Source organism: Herpetosiphonaceae bacterium (assembly GCA_036374795.1).
Lineage (GTDB): Bacteria > Chloroflexota > Chloroflexia > Chloroflexales > Kallotenuaceae > LB3-1.
The window spans coordinates 47,921-67,308 of the sequence record DASUTC010000279.1 but is presented as its reverse complement, the minus strand read 5'-3'; the positions used below and the strand labels follow the sequence as shown (position 1 = coordinate 67,308).

The following is a 19,388-nucleotide window of genomic DNA, read 5'->3' as shown; positions in this document are numbered from 1 at the left end:
GACACCTCATCTACCTTCGCGTTTAGCGACATCCGAGCATGGCACCGCGATCACGACGTTGACTACCGCCAGCGGTTGATCGCCTCGATCTCATGCAGCGCCAGCCGCATGCGAAACTCCCAGTTCTCCGGCCTCGCGTCGAAGTCGGCGATCCAGGCGTCGAGGCCGCCAGCAGCCGCGATCTCGTCGACGTGGCGATCGGGCGTCTCCCACTCTAGGCCCTCGGTCGCGGCGTAGCCCAGCACGAGATCAGGAACGCGCGCCAGATGCAGCGGCCACGCGCAATCGTTGCCGACTGTCGCCTCAGGATGAGGCAGCGCCAGCAGCAGATCGAGGGCGCGCCGCGACAGCCCGCGCGCGGCGGCGGTAACATCCAATTCCTGGCCGAACGCCAGCCCAAACGCATGGTTGACGATCGCCTCGGTGTCGCGCTGGACGCGGGGATGCGTGGCGAAGGCGCGTGGAGTGCGACCCAGAATCAGCAGATCATGGCGCGGAATCGCATCGACCACGTCGCGTAGCTCGTCGGGGTGCTGCTCCGCCCAGTGCAGCAGACGATCCCAATCGCAGAGATGAACGTGCTGCGCATGCATGGCGGCGGCGAGTCGCAGCGTCTCCTGACGCGCCAGGCCCATCGTCGCAAGGCCCATACGCTCGCCGGATTGCTCCTGCTCGATCCGCACATTGCGCGCGCGCAGCGTCTCTATTGTTCGCGAGGCCGTAGCGGGCGTGGCAAGCACGACAAGCGCAGCGTAAAGCTCGTGGAGCAGCGGCAGCACGCGCTGCGCCTGCGCGAGCATCGAGTCGTCCGGATCGTGGTGGGTGGCGGCGAGCACTACTGGAGCGCGCATCGAAACTCCTCGATCGCCTCGGCGATGCCGCCCGAATGTTTGAAGATGCTGGAACCGGCGACAAAGCACGATGCACCCGCCTCGGCGACGGCCCGCACGTTCTGCGCGCTGATGCCGCCGTCGACCTGAACGATCACCTGATCCAGGCCGCGCTCGTCGAGGATGCGGCGCATACGGCGGATTTTGTCGAGGCTATGCTGGATGAACTGCTGCCCGCCGAAGCCGGGATTGACCGTCATCAGCAGCACCAGATCGAGATCCTGCACGATCTCCTCGATCGAGGATAGCGGCGTGGCCGGATTGAGCGCGACGCCCGCGCGGATGCCGTGCGCTTTGATCTGCTGCACCGCCCGATGAAGATGCGTCGTCGCCTCGACGTGCACGGTGATCTGCTGCGCTCCGGCCCGTACAAAATCGTCGATGTATAGCTCAGGATTGCTGATCATCAGATGACAGTCGAGCAGGCACTGGGTGATCGGCTTGAGCGCCTCCACGACGAGCGCGCCAAACGAGATATTCGGCACGAAATGACCGTCCATCACATCGGCCTGGAACCAGTCCGCGCCCGCCGCCTCGGCTGCGCTCACCTGCGCGCCAAGCTGGGCAAAGTCGGCGGCCAGGATCGACGGGGCAAGCAAAAGATCGCGTCCATTTAACGTGCCAATCGGCATGAGATCCTCCGGGCGATAGGCTGCATACAAGCGCAAACCGGGCGATCCATCTCGATCGCCCGGCTTCATTCTACCCGATCCGGCTGCCCGCTCGAATCGCGCTCAGCGGTCGAAGAGCATGCGCGCGACGTTGGGCGTTATCAGACCCTCGATCAGTCCGCTGATCACGAAGAGCGGCAGCAGCACGAACAGAAAGACCTTGGCGAAGTTTGCCAGCGACCACAGGATGTTCTGGCCGATCGTGAAGCCGCGCGGCGCGTACAGCACCGAAGCTCCGAGCCGAATGCCCATCGCCGACGACAGGATCAGCGCGGGCAGCTCGATCACGCCGTGCGGCAGCACATACGCCAGCGCAAAGCTCAGGGGATCGACGCCGTGCGCGGCGTTCCAGACGGCGATATAGCCGATCTTGGCGAAGGCCGCCGCCGGGATCAGGAATGCCAGAATGCCGAAGCAGAAGAGCGAGACAAGATTGGAGAAGGTCGCGTCGCGCAGGTTGCCCGCGATCGACCTGAGCACCAGCCAGCCCGACACGGTCGGCGGCGTCTCAATATGCTGCTTCAGCACCGAGTCGAGCCAGTCGGCGCGATAAACGCCAAACGCAAAGATGCCGAAGATCAGCCCGGTCATTACGGCGATGAATGAGAGCACCAGCGGCGCGCGATACTCGTGCAGCAGCGCCGACAGCTCGCGGCGATAGAACCGGCGCAGCGAGAACGTGCCGCTGTAGCGATCGGGCGCGACACCTGCCGGATGAAACTCCGAGAAGAATTGTTTGAAGCTCCAGACGATGCCTTTGAAGTTGAATCCGGCGTGCTCGCGCGACAAAATCTCCTCGCGGTTGAAGGAGTTCATCCCTGTTCGGACCAGCAGCAGGGCGATTGCCAGCAGCGCCCAGAAGATGTTCCAGAGCAATTGCTGCTGCTGGGCGATAATCACCAGCGCCTCAAGCTGCACGACGATCGAGATCGGCACCAGCACGAACGACGCCAGCAGGTTGGCCGCGCGGATCGTCGTGGTATGCGACGAGATGATCACCGCGCCCGCGACCATCACCAGGCCCTTGATCACGATCAGCGCGACCATCAGCCACATGATTCGCCCGTTGACCAGCGATTGAATGTCCGTGCGGGCCGTGAGGTTGAAGCACACGGCATACGTGATCATCGCCAGCAGCGCGGAGCCGACCGGCGGCAGCAGCGCCGCGAGCAGCTTGCCCAGGTACAGCTCGCCGTCGCTCATCGGCATTGCCAGCAGCGCCTCAAGCGTGTTGCGCTCCTTCTCGCCGACGAAGCTTTCGAGCGCGGTGATCAGCGAGAACGACGCTGGCAAGAAGCCCGACAGCAGCAGGCCGAACGGGATCAGCCGCGCCACCGAGCCCAGGTCGCCGATGAAGTCCACGGTGTAGAGCGCCGCCGCCAGGATCAGGATCGGCACGACAAACGTCAGGATCACGATCGGAAACATCATGCGCCAGTCGGTCAGATTGTCGCGCATCTCGCGCTGAGCGACCGCCCGAATCGGAAAGAGCGTCATGCGTGTACCTCGTTAGCTTCCGCGACACCGGCGATACGTTCGGGCTGTTCCTCGCCGATGATCCGCAGGTAGACCGCCTCCAGCGAGCGCGGCACCTCGCTCAGCGAGACGACCGGCACTCCGGCGGCGTGGAGCCGTCGCAGCAGCGCCGGGTTGATCTCTGCCGGTCGGCGCGTGCGGTAGCGCAGCCAGGTGGTGCCGAACTCCTCGATCTCGACCATGGCGTTCAGCTCGACGACCTCGCCGTTGAGCGAACGAGCCGTGCGCAGCTCCCACAGCGGATCGCCGAGAAGCTGCTGGGTCAATTCCTCCGACGTGCCCTGCGCCACGATCTGCCCGCCGCGCACCACCGCGATGTAGTCTGCCAGCTCCTCGGCCTCGGTCAGGTTGTGCGTGCAGAGCACCACGGCTCGCCGCGAGTCGCGCAGCCCGGCGATGGCATCGCGCACCGTCCGCGCGCTCTGCGGGTCCATCGCGGTCGTCGGCTCGTCCAGAAAGAGCACCGCCGGATCGTGGAACATGGCGCGGATCAGCGCGACCTTTTGCTTCATGCCCTTGGAGTATCCGTCCAGCTTGCGGTCGCGCGCCTGCCACAGCCCGAACTGCTGAAGCAGCTCCGTGGCGCGCACGGTGCAATCGTGCTGGCTCATGCCCTGCAAGCGTCCGAAGAACATCAGATAGTCGACGGCGGTCATGCGCGCGTAGAGGCCGGGATACTCGGTCAGCAGCCCGATCTTGTGGCGTACGATCTGCGGCTCTTTGACCACGTCGTGTCCTGCCACGCGCGCCGTGCCACGGTTAGGCTGCAAGATCGCGCTGAGCATCCGCACGGTGGTGGTCTTGCCCGCGCCGTTGGGGCCGAGCAGCGCCAGCACCTCGCCCGCAGCTACATGCAGCGAGATCCCGCGCACCGCGTGGAAGGTGCCGAAATATTTATGCAAGTCAGTCGCTTCAATCATCGGGGCTCCTCGGAATGATCGACCCACGTGCAGGGCGGTGGGCAACGTGCCTATGATACCGCTCCCGGCAAGTTGTAGCCAGATGCGCTGGGACCGTCATGGTGTAGGATTAGCAGGCTGGTAGGGGATGACTGGCAGGATCGCTGCTTACCACAGCGACAGTTGCTCGACGATCGGTTTGGCGCGCAGCCGCGCGACGACCTGCGCGGTATCGTCGCCGAAGAAGCGCCCGTCCAGGGTGATGAAGTGCCGCGCCTTGTCGACGACGACGCCGAGCTTACGGAGGTGCTGGAGCTCGCGGAAGCGCGCGCCGCGCCGCATCGCCAGGATGCGCTCGACGCTGATCGGGCCGATCCCCGGCACGCGCAGCAGCTCCTCGCGGTCGGCGGTCTGCACCTCGATCGGGAAGCGCTCAGGGTGATGGAGCGCCCAGGCAAACTTGGGATCGAGCTGGAGCGGCAGGTTGTCGTCGGCCTCGAAGGGGAGCTCGCTGGCATTGAAGCCGTAGTGCCGCAGCAGCCAGTCTGCCTCCTGCAAGCGCTGCTGCCGCATCAGCGGCGTCGCCTCGTGCTCCTGCATGGGCGTGCCCGCCTGCGGCCTGAAGGCGTTGAAGTAGACCCGCCGCAGCTTGAACTCGCGGTACATCCGCGTGGTCGCATCAAAGATCTCGCGGTCGCTCTCGCCCGACGCGCCGACGACGAGCTGCGTGGCCTGGCCCGACGGCAGGTGCCCGGCGTCCTGCTGATCGCGGGCGTGAGCCATCGGCTCAAGGATCGTGCTCCAGCCGCGCTCCGGCGAGATCCGGCGCATGCGCTCGCCGTTGGGCGCTTCCAGGTTGATCGAGACGCGGTCGGCCAGTGTCGCCGCTCGCTCGACCTCGTCGGCGCGCGCTCCCGGCATCAGCTTGAGATGGACGTAGCCGGTGTAGGCGAAGCGCACCCGCAGCAGCTCGACGGTATCGAGCATGCGAGCCATCGCCGGACGCACGCCGCCCGCAACCGCCGACGAGAGGAAGAGGCCCTGGACCGCGCCCTGCTCGTGGCGCTGCATGAAGATGCCCGCCAGCTCCTCCGGCTCCAGCGTGGCCCGCTCGATGTCGTTGGAGCGACGCAGCGGGCAGTAGGGACAGTCCCACTCGCAGCTATTGCTTTGCAGCAGCCGGAACAGCGCCATCGGCTTGCCGTCCGCGCCCTGCGTGGTGGTGATGCCGGGGCCGGTCTGCTTGCCCTTGCGTCTGCGCGGCGTGAAGCTATCGCACGACTCGAAGCGCGCGTCGTCGGCCAGCAGCTCAAGTTTTCGCTCGGTGTCCATACGGCTCGGTTTCGTCTCTTGCGTTGCGTACGAACGTTCTAGGCTCGTACGAAGAATGATAGCATACCTGGACCAGCTTGGCTATGCGCAGCCTCTGATCTCTCCAGCAACCCGGGCTGTCTCATCGAGTTGTATTCTTTGTAATCGGGGTTTGTTTACAAAACTTATACTTTTGGGATTGACAAGCTCCTACGTCGGGAGTATAGTGAGGATGGGTACCCCATCACATTATTCATTGAAGGAAGAACCTTCAGCTCTGTCCAACGTCGTACATTCCCAGGTGACTCAATGATGTTGTCTCCAAGCATTCGTGTTCCATCCCCAAAGGATATTGACGTTTAGCTCCACGCATGCCATCGATCGGCGGTAGGTGCGCTCGACATTTATCCGCTTGATCGGGCTTGTCTTTAACTGGCCGTCGCAGCATACCTAAGGAGAATCACCATGTCGAAACGATCGCGTATCGTTGGTTTTGTGTTGGCATTGGCGGTGTTGAGCAGCACGCTAGCGGTAAGCTCGGCAGCCTCCATGCCGATTATGAAGAGCGACAGTGCTCATCGTCAGGGAACCGTGGCCGCTAACCGCCCACATGCTAAGACAGCGGCGTACCGAGAATACTGGTGTCGCATCGTGACGGCGACCGATATACGGGTTTTTGAGAGCTCTACCAGCAGCACAGTGATTGGAAGGCTCTTAAAGGGTGATGTGTTCGCTACGACAGGGATCGCCAATAACCGCTATCATGTGTATAACCCGTTTTCAGATACCTGGAAGGGTTGGGTTACAGCCGATCCGCAATGGACTGATTATTACGGACACTACTGCTTCGGGTAGTGCCACAGACTCGCGTCGAGATCGCCCGCGCTGATCTAGCTCGTACGGTCGTGGTGCGTCCAGATATGACGAGCCGCGACCGTACGGAATGGCCTCGTGCAGCGATATGGCACGTCGATCGGTTGCTTTGAATTTGCAATTTTTTCAACCCTATGGTATACTCCACGCCGTCGCAAGCAAATGATGTTTGCGGGAGTGGCTCAGTTGGTAGAGCATCTCCTTGCCAAGGAGAAGGTCGCGGGTTCGAATCCCGTCTCCCGCTCCAATTACCCATCAGTCAATGGCTGGTGGGTTTTTCTTTTGTCCCCGTGCGCTTGCGTGAAGCTCTACGTCTCGTGTTTAGGGGAGAGAAACGTCGTCAGCGCGACTCCAGATCGGCGATCTCGCGGCGCAGATCCTCGATTTCCAGCGCGATATGCGGGGGTACGTGTAGACCTAACGTAGCCTCCTGACGCTCTAACACCTGAAGTCGGCGGCGCTTGATACGCAAAAGCTCTTCGGCATGGGCGCGATCGGGATCGGTCTTGGGAGGCGCGCTCTGGCTCGTGGTGGGAGATGACGCAGCCTGACTCGTGCTGGACGATGCAGACGGAGCGCTGCTCGCCGGATCTTTGAGCGCGTTGATCAGCCGTGGAAGCTGCGCTGCTTGGAGATTGGGGTTGGTGAAGTCCGCGTAGGTTAGCATCTTCAAGCGCGGCGGCAGATCGCAGCGCTCAAGCAAGAGCGGGATCGTCCTGCGGCGCACGCCTGCGGGATCGGATGTCTGCGTCAATAGCGACTCGAACGCGGTCCACTCGCTCTTCATCCAGCTCTCTGTCAGCACCAGCAGCGTCCTCCGGCTGCGCTCCACCGCGTTCTCCATGTTGACGATGCTCGGCACGCCGATCTCAAAGTCCCGAAAATCGATACAAACGCGCAGGCCCGCCTCTTCCAGACGCGGCAGAAGCGTGTTATGGACCCAATCGCTATCGCGGCTGCTGTAGCTGATGAACACGTCGTAGCTGTAACTTGATGCAGGCTGCTGCGCCATAACAATACTCCTCGATCGCTAGGATTGTTTCGGGCGGGGGATGAGATCGGCGATGATGGATGATTCGGTAGGGGTATTATAAACCCTGCGGCGCTGCGTGGGCGAGCCGGATCTGGCCTGTTTCGATGATCGACACCGCAAATCGGGGCGTAGGCCATACGCCCCTACGGGAAATGATCTTCTATATTCGCGTGGCGGCCGTTCGGTGACGCTGGGAGATGGATTTTTGAGCTACTGGCGGGCCGGAATCTTCCACTCATCCAGCAGCGAGAAGCGATCGGCGGGCGAGGCGAGGAAGGCGGGCGTCTGCGGCGGCCCCTCGATCGACGCATTCACGTCGTAGGCCAGCACGCTCTGGTAGAGCGGCAGGCTGGGGATTATCTCAGCCCAGCGCCGCTGAAACTGCGAGTAGAGCTGTCGCCGCTGCGTCTCGCTGGTTGTCGCGCGGGCCTGTGTGAGGAATTGATCGATCTGGCTATCGCGCAGGCCCGCGTAGTTCGCGCCGCCGTCGGCCCGCGACGAGTGCCACAGCGCGTATGCATCGGGATCGGCTCCGACGTTGTTCCAGCTATGCAGCGCCAGCGTAAAATTATGCGCCGCCAGCTCAGTTTGCAGCGTGGCCGCCGGGACGCGCCGCGCCTCGACGCCGATGCCGATCGCCCGAAGCTGCCGCGTGACCTCGCTCGCCAGCGCGATCTGCTCGCCTGTATCGGCGATCAGCAGCGGCAGCGTGAGCCGTTGGCCGTCCTGCTCGATCCAGCCGTCGCCGTTGCGATCGACATAGCCGAGCTGCCCCAGCAATTGCTGCGCGGCGCTGCGTCGAAACTCCGGCAGCCGCGCCTGCGGATCGGCGGCCCAGGTGCCGGAGACAACCGGCGTGTCGAGCAGACGCCCCTGGCCGTCGAGCACATTGGCGATCAGCAGATCGCGGTTGATGCCGAGCGCGAGCGCCTCGCGGAACTGCGCCTCATCGAGCGGCGGCTGTCGCAGGTTGAAGGCCAGCATCGTGTAGTCGCCGAGCGGAGCCAGCACACGCTGCGTCCGGCGCGGCGCTTCGGGCGCGCGGCGACCTGCGGTGGCAAGTGTCGCGACGCCCTGGACCTCATTGCGCCGCAGCGCCAGCACAGCGGCATCTGCGGTCGGGTAGAATCGCAGCAGCAGATTATCGAGCGTTCGTCTGCCGGGATACTCGAAGAACGGCACCAGCAGCGCTTGCTGCGCGTCGAGCGCCTGAAGCTTCCAGCGGCCAGTGCCGACAGGGCGGCGGCTGAACGGGGCGGCGGCCCACTGCTCAGGGCGCAGGGTGCGGAAGAGATGCGCCGGTAAGATCGGGAGGCGAGCAAGGCTGGGGAAGGGTGCGAAGGGCGTGCTCAGCTCGAAGCGGATCGTCTGCTCGTCGAGTTTTTGCACCAGAACGTTCCGCCAGAGAACGGCCAGCGCGGGATCGCCGGGAAAGTTCGCGTTCTGCACGCCGCGCACCGTGTACAGCACATCATCGGCGGTGACGGGCGCGCCATCGTGCCAGGTCCGATCGCTGCGCAGCGTAAAGGTATAGACGCGGCTATCCTGGCTTGCCGTCCAGCGCTCCGCCAGCGCGGGCTGGACGCGACCCGTGGCGTCGACCTCCGTCAGCCCCTCGAAGAGCAGCGCGGCAATATCTCGCTCGGCCTGCGATGTATCGGGGCCTTGCGCCAGCGGGTTAAGCTGTTCGGGCGTGCCGACCACGCCTTCGACATAGACCCGACCTTGCAGCGGACGATGCGTGGCTGCGGACGAGAGCGCGAACGAGCCGAGCAGACTGAAGATGAACAGCGCGGCGGCGACAGCGATCAGGATTTGCCAGCGGATACGACGAATCATGTGTACTTAACACACAAACACGCCGATCGCTCATGAAGCAGCTTCACGATCAATCGGCGTGCCTGGGCCTAGATACCAAACTTCGGCAGCAGGTTGTTGATCAGCGAAAGGACACAGAACAAGATGCCGATCGCGATCGTCGCCTGAAGGATCGTCCGCTCCACGCCACGGCGTGTACGATAGGTGGTAGCGGCCTCGCGGTTGAAGAAGGCGCTGGCCGAGTTGCCTTTGGCTTGCAGCAGCACAAGCACGATCAGCGTAATCGCCAGGACGATTTGGGCAAGGTCAATAAATGTACGTACAGTCATGAATTCAATAGCTCCCAGGAGTTCAGTTGCGCGACATTATACCATGTGCGCGCCGCCGTAGGAATCTTTCAGCCCCGGCCTTGCGCCGCGCTAAGAGAGCTGCGGCCCTTCCCTGACCAGTTCGGGCGCGCTGGCCTCGAATTTCTTGAAGTTGGCGATGAAGCGCTCAGCCAGCGTTCGCGCCAGCCGATCATACTCGTCTTTGTCCTGCCACGTATCGCGCGGATGCATCAGCGCATCGGGCACGCCGTCGATATGCACCGGCACGTGCAGGCCAAACAGCGGATCGGTGTAGGTTTCCGCCTGCTCAAGCTGCCCGGCAATCGCGGCGCGCAGCATCGTGCGCGTGTGGCCGATGCTGATGCGCTTGCCGACGCCGAACGGCCCGCCGGTCCAGCCGGTGTTGAGCAGATACACGCGGGCCGTGTGCTGATTCAGCTTGTCGCGCAGCATCCTGGCGTAGGTCGTCGCGGGCAGCGGCAGGAAGGGAGCGCCGAAGCACGCCTCAAAGGTCGCCTGCGGATCGTTGACGCCGACCTCGGTGCCTGCCAGTTTGGCGGTGTAGCCGCTCAGGAAGTGATACATCGCCTGCTCCGGCGTCAGACGCGAGATCGGCGGCAGCACGCCAAAGGCATCGGCGGTCAGGAAGAAAAGCACATTGGCATGGCCGCCGCGCTTCGCCTCGACGATATTGTCGATGTATTCGAGCGGATAGGCCACGCGCGTATTCTCGGTGTAGCGCTCGTCGTCGTAGTCGGGCGTGTGCGTGATCGGGTCGATCACCACGTTCTCGATCACCGCGCCGAAGCGGATCGCGTTGTAGATCTGCGGCTCGCTCTCACGCGAGAGGCGGATACACTTGGCGTAGCAGCCGCCCTCGAAGTTGAAGACGCCGTTCTCGTTCCAGCCGTGCTCGTCGTCGCCGATCAGCCGCCGTTCGGGATCGGACGACAGCGAGGTCTTGCCGGTGCCCGACAGCCCGAAGAAGAGCGCCACGTCGCCGCGCCTGCCCTCGTTGGCCGAGCAGTGCATCGGCAGAATACCGCGCTGCGGCAGCAGGAAGTTGAGCACCGTAAAGATCGACTTCTTGATCTCGCCCGCGTACTGCGAGCCGCAGATCAGGATCTCGCGGCGCTCGAAATCGATCATTGCCGCCATGTCCGACTTCACGCCGTCGCGCTCAGGGTCGGTATGGAAATCGGGCGCTGAGATCACCGTCCACTCCGGCGTGAACATCGCCTGCTCCTCGTCGGTCAGGCGAATAAAGAGCTGCTTGGCGAACAGATTGTGCCAGGCGTACTCGGTGATGACCCGTACCGGCAGCGTGCTGCCCGGATCGGCTCCGGCGCGCGCGTCCAGCACAAACAGATCGCGGCCCCGAAAATAGTCCATCATCCGACGGCGCAGCGCGTCGAAGCGCTCCTGCTGGATCGGCTGGTTGATCGTGCCCCACTCAACGGTGTTCTCGGTCGCCGCGTTCCGTACGACAAATTTATCCCTGGGCGAGCGCCCGGTGCGCTTGCCGGTCGTCGCAACCAACGCACCGTTGCTTGCAAGCTGTGATTCGCCCCGCTTGATTGATTCCTCAATCAGCACCGGCGTTGATAGGTTCCAATACACCTGACCTACATTGGTCAACCCTAGCTCATGCAGGGCCTGCTGTGTCTCCGTTGTCGCAGTCTGAGCCACTGGATTCCTCCTCAACCGGATATAGGTTCCCAGTTGTTCATTCTATCACAACTATGTACCACCTTGCGCACCGCAGGTACACCGCTGCCGTGCCCAGAGCGCAGCGCTGCGCCCCGCCGTCTGATGCAGCAAGGCCCGCGCCCGGACCTGCTCAGCCCGGCACTTAATGTACGACACGTCAGTTACGTTACAGTTCGCCGTCACCAGACAGGCTATCGCGCAGAATATGGAGGTTTTCGAGGGCCAGACCCGTGCCGATCGCCACACAGTTCGCGGGCTGATCGGCGACATAGCAGGGCACGCCGGTCACTTCAGTCAGCAGCTCATTGATACGCCGCAGCATCGAGCCGCCGCCGGTCATGACCATGCCTTTATCGATAATATCCGATGCCAGCTCCGGCGGCGTTTCGACCAGCACCGCGCGCACGGCGTTGATGATCGCTTCGAGCGGCTCCTGAATCGCCTCGGTGATCTCGGTCGAGCTGACCTGAATCGTCCGGGGAAGGCCCGCCACCTGATCCCGTCCGCGCACCTGCATCAGCAGCGGCGAATCGAGCGGCAGCGCCGATCCGACCTCGACTTTGACACTCTCTGCCGTGCGCTCGCCGATGACGACGTTGTATTTGCGCTTGATGTAGGAGGCGATCGCTTCGTCGAACTTGATCCCGCCAACCCGCACCGAGGTGCTGACGACGATGTCGTTGAGCGAGATCACGGCGACCTCGGTGGTGCCGCCGCCGATGTCGATCACCAGATTGCCCGACGCTTTGGCCGTGGGAATGTTCGCGCCGATCGCGGCGGCCAGCGGCTCGCGGATCAGGTAGGTGTGCTTGGGATGCGCCCCGGCCTGGATCGCGGCGTGATGCACCGCGCGCATCTCTACCGAGGTGACACCCGCCGGAATACAGATCATCACGCCGGGCCGCGAGAACGCGCCCTGGTTGGCCTTGCGGATAAAGTGCCGAAGCATCGCCTCGGTGACAATATAGTCCGCGATGACGCCGTTGCGCATCGGGCGGATCACTTCGATACTTTCGGGCTCGCGGCCTAGCATCTCCAGCGCGTCGACGCCAACTGCGCGAGGTCGTCCGGTTTTGGTCGAAAGCGCGACCACCGACGGCTCGCTGAGGACAATGCCTTTGCCTTTGACATAGACTAAAACATTTGCTGTGCCGAGATCGATACCAATTTTGCGCGCCACCGTAACTCCTCAATCAATCTATTACAAGCAGCCTGTTCGACGCCGGTTGTTTGGCCTGCCACTTCCCGGCGTTGCCGTTTGAAAACAAAGAAACGCGCCTGACGTGGGTTACGTCAAGCGCAGATATTGTAGCATACTTCATCGTACCGCCGCTGCAACCGAATGATCGCGGCGCTAATCTTCGCCGAGCACGCCGCCGGGACCGGTGTGGCGTCCGCCACGCTTGAGCCGCGCCACGGCCAGCCGAACCATCGCCCGTCGCAGTTGGGCCTCCGCGATCAGCATCTCCTGCTCGGATCGTCGCTCGTGCAGCAGCTCCTCGGCGCGACGACGAGCCGCTTCGGCGCGCGCTTCGTCGATCTCATCCGCGCGCTCGGCGGTATCGGCCAGGATTGTCACCCGATCGGGCAGCACCTCCATAAAGCCGCCGGATACCGCAAACGGGATGCGCTCGCCGTTCTTGATGATCGACAGCTCGCCGGGAATCAGCGAGGTCAGCAGCGGCTCGTGACGCGCCAGGATGCCCATACGTCCAGCCGCGCCCGGCACATTGACCTGATCGACATCTTCGGACATAACGACGCGCTCGGCGGTGACAATTTCGAGGCGAAAAGGCATAGCGTCCTCTCTTAGCCGCCCTCCAATGCCCAAGCCGCGACATTGGAGGCGGCACGTTGTCAACTAGCTGGTGCGCGACTGGTTGTACCGCTCGATCACCTGCTCGATGGGACCTGCGTACAGGAACATCTGCTCAGGAATATGATCCAGCTCGCCCGCCAGGATCATGCCGAAGCCGCGCACGGTATCGGCGATCGACACGTACTGCCCGGCGCGGCCCGTGAACTGCTGCGCGACGGTGAACGGCTGCGAGAAGAAGCGCTGGATCTTGCGCGCCCGCGCCACGGTCAGCTTGTCCTCGTCCGACAGCTCTTCCAGGCCCAGGATCGCGATGATGTCCTGAAGGTCGCGGTACTTCTGCAACACCTGCTGGCACTGCCGCGCCACGCGATAGTGCTCCTCGCCCACGACGTTCGGATCGAGAATGCGCGAGGTCGAGGCCAGCGGGTCGACCGCCGGGAAGATGCCTTGCTCGGCAATCGCACGCTCCAGCGCGATCGTCGAGTCGATGTGCGCGAAGGTCGTCGCCGGAGCCGGATCGGTGTAGTCGTCGGCGGGCACGTACACCGCCTGCACCGACGTGATCGAGCCGCGCTTGGTCGACGTAATGCGCTCTTGCAGCTCGCCCATCTCGGTGCCGAGCGTCGGCTGGTAGCCCACCGCGCTGGGCAGACGGCCAAGCAGCGCCGACACTTCCGATCCCGCCTGCGTGAAGCGGAAGATGTTGTCGATGAACAGCAGCACGTCGCGGCCTTCGTCGCGGAAATACTCAGCCATCGTCAGGCCGGTCAGGCCCACGCGCAGCCGCGCGCCTGGCGGCTCGTTCATCTGGCCGAAGACCATCACGGTCTTGTCGATCACGCGCGTATTCTCGTCGATGCGCGAGTCCGACATCTCGTGGTAGAGGTCGTTGCCTTCGCGGGAGCGCTCGCCCACGCCGGCGAAGACCGACAGACCGGCCTTCTTGGCGATGTTCGCGATCAGCTCCTGAATGGTCACAGTCTTGCCCACGCCAGCGCCGCCGAAGATCGCCGCCTTGCCGCCCTTGGTGAAGGGCGCCATCAGGTCGAGCACCTTGATGCCCGTCTCAAGCATCTCGATCTGCGTGCTCTGCTCCTCGAACGACGGAGCGGGCCGGTGGATCGACGAGAAGGTGTCGGCTGTCACCGCGCCATTGTTATCGATCGGCTCGCCGATCACGTTGAAGACGCGGCCAAGCGTCGTCGGCCCGACCGGCACCGAGATCGGCGCGCCCGTATCCACGGCGGGCAGCCCACGGCGCAGACCGTCGGTAGTGCTCATCGCCACCGCGCGAACGGTATCGTGGCCCAGGTGCTGCTGCACCTCACAGACCAGCACCTCGCCTGGGCGGGGCGCTTCGCCACGACTCTGGCGCTCCTGCGCGTCGGGCGTTATCGGAATTTCGATCGCGTTATAAATTTCGGGCAGTTGATCGGGCGGAAAGACCGCATCGACAACCACGCCGATGATCTGTGTGATCTGACCGGTCGCGCCACGGCGGCGGGTGCCCGGCTGACTCATATTTGCTGTTGCCATGAATCTATCTCCGTAAGAACAAAGAACAGAGAACAGAGCACAAAGTTCTTGGTTCGCCTCGCTGTTCTTTGCTCTTTGCTCTTTGTTCTCCGTTTACCGCAAACTACCGGCTGAGATCTCCGCAAGCTCTTTGGTAATCGCGGCCTGACGCGCCTTGTTGGCCGAGAGCGTCAGATCGCGCACCAGCTCCTTGGCGTTGTCGGTCGCGTTGCGCATAGCGGTCATGCGCGCCGAGTGCTCGCTGGCGATCGACTCAAGAATCGTCTGATAGAGCTGAACCTCTACGAAGCGCGGCAGAAGCGCGTTCAGCACCTCTTCCTGGCTCGGCTCGTACGTGTAGTCGGTGCGCGTTTCGGCAGCCTCCTGCGGCGGCTCGATCGGCAGCACGCGGCGGCGCTCCGGTCGCTGGGTCAGCGTGTTGATGAACGCCGTGAAGACCACATACACTTCGTCGAAGTGGCCGTCGCTGAAGCTGTTGATCACATTGGTCGCCACGGGCAGAATGTCGATCAGGCTGGGCGCGTCGCCCAGGCCGGTGATCTCGGCGACCAGCTTCAGGCCGGTGCGCACGGCGAAATCGCGGCCTTTCTTGCCGACCGTCAGCACCTCGACCTCACGACCGAGCTTGCGCTGATCGAGGATGAAGCGACTGGCCGTGCGGAGCACGTTGGAGACGAGCGCGCCGCACAAGCCCTTGTCGGGCGTGATGATCACCAGGCCGATCCGCCGTACGTCGGTGCGCTGCGTCAGGAGCGGATGCGCCAGCGTTTGACCGGCGCGGACCGTTAGCTCGCCCATGACATCGCGCATCCGGTCGGAGTAGGGCCGCGTTGCCTGCGTGTTGCGCTGCGCGCGTCGCATCTTCGACGCCGAAACCATCTCCATCGCTTTGGTGATCTTGGCGACATTCTTGACCGACCTCACGCGGCGGCGAATCTCGCGTAAAGATGCCATGTGTACCTCGTCAAGACGTAGCAGGGTTGGCGTGTGGAGCCGATCGGCTCCACATCTGCCGCTTACTGCTCCTGGTAATTGCTCGTCGCCAAAAATTCTTCGGTAGCGCTGCGCAGCGCGGCCAACGTCTGATCATCGAGCGACCTGGTTTCGACGATCGTGCGTCCAACCTCAGGATGCGTCGAGCGCATGTACTGGAAGAATTCGCGCTTGAACTCGGCAACGCGGCTGAGCGGCACCTTGTCGAGCATGCCGGTGGTGGCGACCCAGATGATCATCACCTGCTCCTCGACCGGCACCGGCTGGTACTGCGGCTGCTTGAGCACCTCGGTGATGCGCTGGCCGCGATCGAGCTGCGCCTTGGTGGCGGGGTCCAGGTCCGAGCCGAACTGCGCGAACGCCGCCAGCTCGCGGAACTGCGCCAGGTCGAGACGAAGCTGACCGGCGACCTTCTTCATCGCTTTGATCTGTGCCGAGCCGCCCACGCGCGACACCGACAGACCGACCGAGATCGCGGGCCGCTGACCGGCGTTGAACAGGTCGGACTCAAGGAAGATCTGGCCGTCGGTGATCGAGATTACGTTGGTCGGGATGTAGGCCGAGATGTCGCCCGCCAGCGTCTCGATGATCGGCAGTGCCGTCAGCGAGCCGCCGCCGTAGTCCTCGTTGAGCCGCGCCGCGCGCTCCAGCAGGCGCGAGTGCAGGTAGAAAACGTCGCCAGGATACGCCTCGCGGCCCGGAGGGCGGCGCAGCAGCAGCGACACCTGGCGGTACGCCTGGGCGTGCTTCGAGAGATCGTCGTAGATGATCAGCGCGTCGCGTCCGGTTTCCATGAACTCTTCGCCCATCGCGCAGCCAGCGTACGGCGCAATATACTGGAGCGCCGCCGACTCAGAGGCCGACGCCGAGACGACGATCGTGTAGTCCATCGCGCCTGCCTGCTCCAGAATGCCGACGAGCTGTGCGATCTGCGCCTTCTTCTGGCCGATCGCGACATAGATGCACAGCAGGTCCTTGCCCTTCTGGTTGATGATCGTGTCGATCGCAATCGCCGACTTGCCGGTCTGGCGGTCGCCGATGATCAGCTCGCGCTGGCCGCGTCCGATCGGGATCATGCCGTCGATGGCGATGATGCCGGTCTGAACGGGCGTATCGACCGACTTGCGGGTGATCACGCCCGGCGCGATGCGCTCGATCGGACGGGTCTTGTTCGTCGTGATCGGGCCTTTGCCGTCGATCGGCTGGCCCAGCGCGTTGACCACGCGACCGATCAGCGCGTCGCCGACGGGCACCTCGATGATGCGGCCCGTGCTCTTGACGATGTCACCCTCTTCGATGTTAAGGTAATCGCCGAGAATAATCGCCGAGACGTTGTTCTGCTCAAGGTTGAGCGCGATGCCATAGACCGGCGGCTGGCCGTCTTTGGCCGGAAACTCAAGCAGCTCCGAGGCCATCGCCTGCTGCAAGCCCTCGATGCGCGCCACGCCGTCGCCGACCGCCGTCACCGTCCCGACGTTCACCGCCTGGGGCTGGAACGTCGTCGTCGCGCGTAAGCTCGCCTGTAACCGTTGCAAAATATCTTCAGTTGATACAGCCATAGTATCCTCTAGCAAAACAAAGAACAAAGAACCAGGAACAGCGTCACCGTATCAAGCACCTTGCCGACGAGTGCTCTGCTGAGCCGGTATCTGCCCCCTTCGCTCTTTGTTCTCTGTTCGGTATTAGTATCGTTAGCTCGTGAGCATACCTTGCTGAACAGCGATCAGTCGGCTGCGGACGCTCTCATCAAGGACCCGGTCGCCCACGCGGACGATCAGGCCGCCCAGGATCGCCGGATCAACCTCAAATTTGATGACCAGCGCCTTGCTATATTTGGCCTGCAACTGCTGCACGAGCCCTGTCTGCTGCTCCGGCGTGAGCGGCACCGCGCTGGTAATCAGCGCTTCGCGCGGGCCGGACCCACGCGCCAGCTCAAGGAACTGGTTGACGACCTCATCGAGCTGATCTTCGGCTCCACTATCGCGCAGCGTTTGTGCGAGCGCATCGTACAGCGCCCGCGCCGTGGCAGCGGGATCAACGGCAGGCATTAGAGCCTCCCAAGATCGGCAATGGCATTCTGAATGAGCCGGTCGTGCCCACGGCTATCCAATTCCTGCCCAACCACGGTGCTGGCCGTCTGCACCACAAGGTTGCCAAGCTGCGATTGCAGGCCGCGCAAGAGCTGCTCGCGCTCTTGCTGCACCTGCTGCCTGGCCTCGATTTGAATCCGCTCGGCCTCCTGACGGGCCTGGACGATGATCTCTTGCTCCATCGTCTTGGCGCGATCGTTGGCCTGCGCCAGAATGCGGGCCGCCTCCTGACGCGCTTCGTTCAAGCGGGCATCGTAGTCCTGCTGGGCGCGCGCAACCTGCTGCTTGACCTGCTCGGCATTCTCCAGGCTTTCCCGAATAACCGCCTGGCGGTTTGTCAGCGCGTTCAGCACTGGCCGGTACAGGAAGCGGGCCAAAAAGAAGGCGATGATGCCAAAGTTGATTAACTGTGCAATAAACAGGTTAGGATTAATTCCCAGTTTGTCCATGTCGTGCTCCTCTATCGATCGACATCAGAGAGGGGAATCTTTGGGGACTCCCCAGGCCCCAGGGGCATCCCCCTGCCTTTCGGCACTAGATAACGCCGAAGCCGATCAAGAACCCGATCACGAGCGCGAAGATGAACAGTGACTCAGTCAGCGCGAAGCCGATGAACAGGTTGGTGCGGAGCGTGCCTTCGACTTCGGGGTTGCGGCCAATCGCCTGGAGCGCGCCCGCAAAGATGATACCGATGCCGACACCTGGGCCGATCGCGCCAAGACCAACAGCCAAACCCGTGGCGAGAAGCCGTAAACCTTCATCCGTCATGAGATTCCTCCAAAATAGTAGCGAGTTGAGGGCGCTGCCTGTACGCCCGGATACGTCGTTAGTGCGCTAAGTTATCCATCGGCGATGCTTCGACATGACCGCCGTGCTCGTCCTCCGCGTGGTGCGCGGTGGTCGCTTGGTTGATGAACGCCATCGTCAGGGCCGCGAAGATAAAGGCTTGCATAAAGGCCACAAAGACTTCAAGACCGTAGAACGGCAGCGGCAGCAGCCAGGGAACCAGGAAGGCCATCACCGCGAGAACCACCTCGCCCGCGAAGATGTTGCCGAAGAGCCGGAAGCTGAACGACAGGATACGAACGAACTCCGAGATAAGCTCGAACAGACCGACGACAAAGTTCAGCGGGCCTTCTTTGAAGTTGAAGAATTTTCCGAGGTACCCGATGCCGAGCGCTTTGAAGCCGAAGTACTCGATGGAGAGGAAGGAAACCAGCGCGATCATCAGCGTGGTATTCAGGTCCGCGCTGGGAGAGCGCAGCAGCGGCACCAGCACATACGCTTCTTCAACGCCGTCGTGCTCGTATGTGCCGCACGTGCCGTTGGCGATGTCGGCCTTGTGTACTTCTTCCTCATGGTCTGCGTCGTGGGCGGTGGGCGCTTCCTCGATCTCGACCGACTGGTTGATCAACGCTTCCTCGTGTGTGCGGCACAGGCCGATCGAGCCGACGCCCGGAACCAGCGCCAGGAAGTTCGAGAAGAGCACGAAGAAAAAGATCGTGGCGACGAGGGTAAACATGCGGGCAATGTTGCGGTGATCGATGCTCACGCCCAGGTTATAGAATGTGTCGACCGCCAGCTCCCACACGTTTTGCAGCCCGCGCGGGATAGCCGCCATCCTGCTGGTGCCAAGCAGGACGAGCACAATCAGCACGAGATCGACGACCAGCGTCATCAGAAGCGAGTTGGTGAACGGAAAGCCTCCGGGCCGTCCAATCACTTCAGCAGCCACTGAAACTTCGGGCAACTCCTCAACGGGAAAGAGCAACCGGCTACCGATCATGATCGCCAGCACAATCACGACCGTGATGATGGTTCGTGGCTTCAAAGCCAGCCTCCTCGCGACTATTTCAGCTTCTCGAATGACGACGCTCGTG

The 19,388-nt window shown here is 62.9% G+C and carries 19 protein-coding genes and 1 tRNA gene; 2 read left to right on the top strand and 18 right to left on the bottom strand.

All coding sequences use genetic code 11. The annotated features are described in order from the left end of the window. Positions 1-62 precede the first annotated feature (62 nt). From VFZ66_21790 to VFZ66_21770, 5 genes are all read right to left on the bottom strand, one after another. Complete coding sequence (locus tag VFZ66_21790; GenBank protein ID HEX6291832.1) at positions 63-851, bottom strand: hypothetical protein; 789 nt, start codon at positions 849-851, stop codon at positions 63-65. Beyond that, positions 836-1,522 (bottom strand): ribulose-phosphate 3-epimerase, encoded by a 687-nt coding sequence (rpe, locus tag VFZ66_21785; protein HEX6291831.1) that lies wholly within the window; start codon positions 1,520-1,522, stop codon positions 836-838. Before rpe ends, VFZ66_21790 begins: the two co-directional genes overlap by 16 nt. A 102-nt stretch (positions 1,523-1,624) precedes the next feature. Further along, positions 1,625-3,058 carry a stage II sporulation protein M gene (locus VFZ66_21780; GenBank protein ID HEX6291830.1) on the bottom strand — a complete coding sequence of 478 codons (1,434 nt, stop codon included), beginning with the start codon at positions 3,056-3,058 and terminating at the stop codon, positions 1,625-1,627. Next, positions 3,055-4,017 carry an ABC transporter ATP-binding protein gene (locus VFZ66_21775; protein ID HEX6291829.1) on the bottom strand — a complete coding sequence of 321 codons (963 nt, stop codon included), beginning with the start codon at positions 4,015-4,017 and terminating at the stop codon, positions 3,055-3,057. Before VFZ66_21775 ends, VFZ66_21780 begins: the two co-directional genes overlap by 4 nt. 147 nt (positions 4,018-4,164) lie before the next feature. Continuing rightward, positions 4,165-5,328, bottom strand: a complete 1,164-nt coding sequence (locus VFZ66_21770) for a radical SAM protein (protein HEX6291828.1) — start codon at positions 5,326-5,328, stop codon at positions 4,165-4,167. 444 nt (positions 5,329-5,772) lie between these two features. Between VFZ66_21770 and VFZ66_21765 the strand changes: the two genes are divergently transcribed. Further along, on the top strand, positions 5,773-6,162 hold the full coding sequence (locus tag VFZ66_21765; GenBank protein HEX6291827.1) for a hypothetical protein: 390 nt from the start codon (positions 5,773-5,775) through the stop codon (positions 6,160-6,162). A gap of 189 nt (positions 6,163-6,351) precedes the next feature. Then, a tRNA-Gly gene (locus tag VFZ66_21760) sits at positions 6,352-6,427 on the top strand. Positions 6,428-6,520: 93 nt separating this feature from the next. Here VFZ66_21760 and VFZ66_21755 read toward each other — a convergent pair. The 13 genes from VFZ66_21755 to atpB form a co-directional block, all read right to left on the bottom strand. Then, positions 6,521-7,192, bottom strand: coding sequence for a toll/interleukin-1 receptor domain-containing protein (locus tag VFZ66_21755; protein ID HEX6291826.1), 672 nt, complete (start codon positions 7,190-7,192; stop codon positions 6,521-6,523). A gap of 231 nt (positions 7,193-7,423) precedes the next feature. Continuing rightward, positions 7,424-9,052 carry a peptide ABC transporter substrate-binding protein gene (locus tag VFZ66_21750; GenBank protein HEX6291825.1) on the bottom strand — a complete coding sequence of 543 codons (1,629 nt, stop codon included), beginning with the start codon at positions 9,050-9,052 and terminating at the stop codon, positions 7,424-7,426. 68 nt (positions 9,053-9,120) lie between these two features. Next, positions 9,121-9,360, bottom strand: coding sequence for a preprotein translocase subunit SecG (gene secG / locus VFZ66_21745; GenBank protein HEX6291824.1), 240 nt, complete (start codon positions 9,358-9,360; stop codon positions 9,121-9,123). A 90-nt stretch (positions 9,361-9,450) separates the two neighbouring features. After that, positions 9,451-11,049 (bottom strand): phosphoenolpyruvate carboxykinase (ATP), encoded by a 1,599-nt coding sequence (pckA, locus tag VFZ66_21740; protein ID HEX6291823.1) that lies wholly within the window; start codon positions 11,047-11,049, stop codon positions 9,451-9,453. 187 nt (positions 11,050-11,236) lie between these two features. After that, positions 11,237-12,250 carry a rod shape-determining protein gene (locus VFZ66_21735; protein ID HEX6291822.1) on the bottom strand — a complete coding sequence of 338 codons (1,014 nt, stop codon included), beginning with the start codon at positions 12,248-12,250 and terminating at the stop codon, positions 11,237-11,239. A gap of 174 nt (positions 12,251-12,424) precedes the next feature. Further along, positions 12,425-12,868 (bottom strand): F0F1 ATP synthase subunit epsilon, encoded by a 444-nt coding sequence (locus VFZ66_21730; protein ID HEX6291821.1) that lies wholly within the window; start codon positions 12,866-12,868, stop codon positions 12,425-12,427. 63 nt (positions 12,869-12,931) lie between these two features. Beyond that, positions 12,932-14,425: a F0F1 ATP synthase subunit beta gene (gene atpD / locus VFZ66_21725; GenBank protein HEX6291820.1), complete on the bottom strand. Its 1,494-nt coding sequence runs from the start codon at positions 14,423-14,425 to the stop codon at positions 12,932-12,934. 93 nt (positions 14,426-14,518) lie between these two features. Beyond that, positions 14,519-15,379: a F0F1 ATP synthase subunit gamma gene (locus tag VFZ66_21720; GenBank protein HEX6291819.1), complete on the bottom strand. Its 861-nt coding sequence runs from the start codon at positions 15,377-15,379 to the stop codon at positions 14,519-14,521. A gap of 62 nt (positions 15,380-15,441) precedes the next feature. Then, positions 15,442-16,977: a F0F1 ATP synthase subunit alpha gene (gene atpA, locus VFZ66_21715; protein HEX6291818.1), complete on the bottom strand. Its 1,536-nt coding sequence runs from the start codon at positions 16,975-16,977 to the stop codon at positions 15,442-15,444. Between the two features lie 132 nt (positions 16,978-17,109). After that, a complete protein-coding gene (atpH, locus tag VFZ66_21710) occupies positions 17,110-17,466 on the bottom strand; it encodes an ATP synthase F1 subunit delta (protein HEX6291817.1) in 357 nt (118 codons plus the stop codon). Continuing rightward, positions 17,466-17,957 (bottom strand): F0F1 ATP synthase subunit B, encoded by a 492-nt coding sequence (locus VFZ66_21705; GenBank protein ID HEX6291816.1) that lies wholly within the window; start codon positions 17,955-17,957, stop codon positions 17,466-17,468. The genes atpH and VFZ66_21705 overlap by 1 nt, the downstream gene beginning before the upstream one ends. Positions 17,958-18,042: 85 nt before the next feature. Then, positions 18,043-18,276, bottom strand: a complete 234-nt coding sequence (gene atpE, locus VFZ66_21700) for an ATP synthase F0 subunit C (protein HEX6291815.1) — start codon at positions 18,274-18,276, stop codon at positions 18,043-18,045. A gap of 58 nt (positions 18,277-18,334) precedes the next feature. Beyond that, positions 18,335-19,339, bottom strand: coding sequence for a F0F1 ATP synthase subunit A (gene atpB, locus VFZ66_21695; protein ID HEX6291814.1), 1,005 nt, complete (start codon positions 19,337-19,339; stop codon positions 18,335-18,337). Positions 19,340-19,388 lie beyond the last annotated feature (49 nt).

What these genes read in the sequence shown, in the direction of transcription:
- VFZ66_21790 (HEX6291832.1), bottom strand. Translation starts at nt 851, where the DNA reads ATGCGCGCTCCAGTAGTGCTCGCCGCCACCCACCACGATCCGGACGAC.
- VFZ66_21765 (HEX6291827.1), top strand. Translation starts at nt 5,773, where the DNA reads ATGTCGAAACGATCGCGTATCGTTGGTTTTGTGTTGGCATTGGCGGTG.
- VFZ66_21750 (HEX6291825.1), bottom strand. Translation starts at nt 9,052, where the DNA reads ATGATTCGTCGTATCCGCTGGCAAATCCTGATCGCTGTCGCCGCCGCG.
- atpA (HEX6291818.1), bottom strand. Translation starts at nt 16,977, where the DNA reads ATGGCTGTATCAACTGAAGATATTTTGCAACGGTTACAGGCGAGCTTA.
- VFZ66_21755 (HEX6291826.1), bottom strand. Translation starts at nt 7,192, where the DNA reads ATGGCGCAGCAGCCTGCATCAAGTTACAGCTACGACGTGTTCATCAGC.
- atpE (HEX6291815.1), bottom strand. Translation starts at nt 18,276, where the DNA reads ATGACGGATGAAGGTTTACGGCTTCTCGCCACGGGTTTGGCTGTTGGT.
- VFZ66_21770 (HEX6291828.1), bottom strand. Translation starts at nt 5,328, where the DNA reads ATGGACACCGAGCGAAAACTTGAGCTGCTGGCCGACGACGCGCGCTTC.
- atpD (HEX6291820.1), bottom strand. Translation starts at nt 14,425, where the DNA reads ATGGCAACAGCAAATATGAGTCAGCCGGGCACCCGCCGCCGTGGCGCG.
- VFZ66_21720 (HEX6291819.1), bottom strand. Translation starts at nt 15,379, where the DNA reads ATGGCATCTTTACGCGAGATTCGCCGCCGCGTGAGGTCGGTCAAGAAT.
- VFZ66_21730 (HEX6291821.1), bottom strand. Translation starts at nt 12,868, where the DNA reads ATGCCTTTTCGCCTCGAAATTGTCACCGCCGAGCGCGTCGTTATGTCC.
- secG (HEX6291824.1), bottom strand. Translation starts at nt 9,360, where the DNA reads ATGACTGTACGTACATTTATTGACCTTGCCCAAATCGTCCTGGCGATT.
- VFZ66_21705 (HEX6291816.1), bottom strand. Translation starts at nt 17,957, where the DNA reads ATGGACAAACTGGGAATTAATCCTAACCTGTTTATTGCACAGTTAATC.
- rpe (HEX6291831.1), bottom strand. Translation starts at nt 1,522, where the DNA reads ATGCCGATTGGCACGTTAAATGGACGCGATCTTTTGCTTGCCCCGTCG.
- atpH (HEX6291817.1), bottom strand. Translation starts at nt 17,466, where the DNA reads ATGCCTGCCGTTGATCCCGCTGCCACGGCGCGGGCGCTGTACGATGCG.
- VFZ66_21780 (HEX6291830.1), bottom strand. Translation starts at nt 3,058, where the DNA reads ATGACGCTCTTTCCGATTCGGGCGGTCGCTCAGCGCGAGATGCGCGAC.
- VFZ66_21775 (HEX6291829.1), bottom strand. Translation starts at nt 4,017, where the DNA reads ATGATTGAAGCGACTGACTTGCATAAATATTTCGGCACCTTCCACGCG.